This is a genomic window from Aliihoeflea sp. (assembly GCF_052435475.1).
In the GTDB taxonomy this organism is placed as follows: Bacteria; Pseudomonadota; Alphaproteobacteria; order Rhizobiales; family Rhizobiaceae; genus Aliihoeflea.
Map to the genome: position 1 here is coordinate 1,107 of NZ_JBQVMV010000037.1, position 1,616 is coordinate 2,722.

A 1,616-nucleotide genomic window follows, 5' to 3' on the forward strand; every position below is an offset into this window, starting at 1 on the left:
TGCTCACCCTTCATCAGGACCGCCCAGACGATCCGGGCGGTCTTGTTCGCCAGCGCTACCGTGACCAGCATCCGCGGCTTTCTGGCCAGCATCTGTTCGAGCCATGAGCCGCGCGGGGCGCCGCGCCTGCTGGCATGAAGCACCACCGCGCTGCTGCCGATGATCAACAACCTTCGAAGCGTGCGCTCGCCCATCCGCGAGATCGCCCCGAGCCGCTCCTTGCCGCCGGTCGAGTGCTGCCTTGGTGTGAGCCCGAGCCAGGCTGCAAAGTCGCGGTCCCTGGCAAAGCCTTCGACCGGTGGTGCTAGCGCCAGCAGCGCGGTTGCGGTGATCGGCCCGATGCCGGGGATGGTCATCAGCCGCCGGGCTGCTTCATCCTCGCGGGCACGCCTTGCGATCTCCTTGTCGAGCAGCGCAACCTGTTCGTTCAGATGCTCGAGCTGCCCGGTCATCACCAGGAACATGGTGCGCGCCGCTTCGGTCTTGATCGCGGCATAGCGCATGCTCGGGCGCTGGGCTGCCTCGCAGATCGCCACGGCATCGACCGCATCGTTCTTGTTCCGCTTCACGAACGGCTTCACGTAAGCTGGCGGGATCAGCTTTACCTCATGGCCGAGCGAGGCGATCTCGCGGGCCCAGTGATGCGCCCCGCCGCAGGCCTCGAGCGCGACAACGCATCGCGGCTGCGCGGAAAAGAACTCCAGCAGCTTCGCACGGGTCAGCCGCCGGCTGAACACCATCTGCCCGCGCGCATCCGCGCCGTGCGCATGAAAAACAGTCTTCGCAATATCCAACCCAATCGTGCTAACCTCTGCCATGGACGCCTCCTTCTAGTGGTGTGTAACACCTCCACTATGGCACATCGATGCCGTCCACCCCATCACCCACGACCGGCCATGAGCGGGCAGTCGCCGCGATCCTGGAACCTGCCGGGCAGCTTCAACGGGCTTTTCGCCAGCAGCGGACATTCAGGAAGCGACCCCGAAGCGGTCGTTTACTCCCCATTCGAGGCCGATCTCTTCGTTCGACCACGCCGCCAAAAGTGCCAACGTCCTGACGACGGGCACATCGGGAACCAGATCTTCGTTGCGGGTTTCATCTTGAAAGAGGAAAGGTTTCGGCTTGGATCGGTCTCGGCGTGATCGCCGCGTTGGTCGCTGCCGGAGCGCTCACTATTTCTGGAAGACACGCGTACAGCATCAACCAACCCTTGCAATCGCAGAGAGGATCCTTTTGCGCGCCGATAGGGAGTTGCAATTGAACGTCGATTGACACATTGGCTCGAACAGACAAGAGCTGCATAAGATTAAAAACAAGGAGATAATAAATGACTACGCGCAGACAGATTCTCGGCGGTGCAGGCGCGCTGGGAGTCGCAGCGGTGGTGGGTGGCGGCGGCAGCGCCGCGATGGCGCAGACTACGTCGGGACAGCAGCCCGCACCGGCCGGTGTCGACCTCACCCCGCAACCGGCTCTTGACATACACCGACAGGGTAATTCGGCGTTTCTGAGGGGCGAGGAGGCGAACGTGATAACGAATGCTCAGCGCCGCCTGAAGCTCGCCGGTTGGCAGCAACCCTTCGCCGCCTACGTCACCTGCTCGGACAGCCGCGTAC

General features: G+C 63.1%; 1 protein-coding gene and 1 pseudogene. One reads left to right on the top strand and one right to left on the bottom strand.

What is annotated here, in order from left to right; genetic code table 11:
• Nucleotides 1-818, bottom strand: an 818-nt coding sequence (locus ACT6QU_RS19380; RefSeq protein WP_444837017.1) for an IS110 family transposase, incomplete at its 3' end; no start/stop codon positions are given.
• 509 nt (nucleotides 819-1,327) lie between these two features.
• Between ACT6QU_RS19380 and ACT6QU_RS19385 the strand changes: the two are divergent.
• Nucleotides 1,328-1,616, top strand: a pseudogene (locus ACT6QU_RS19385) (hypothetical protein); the annotation flags it as partial.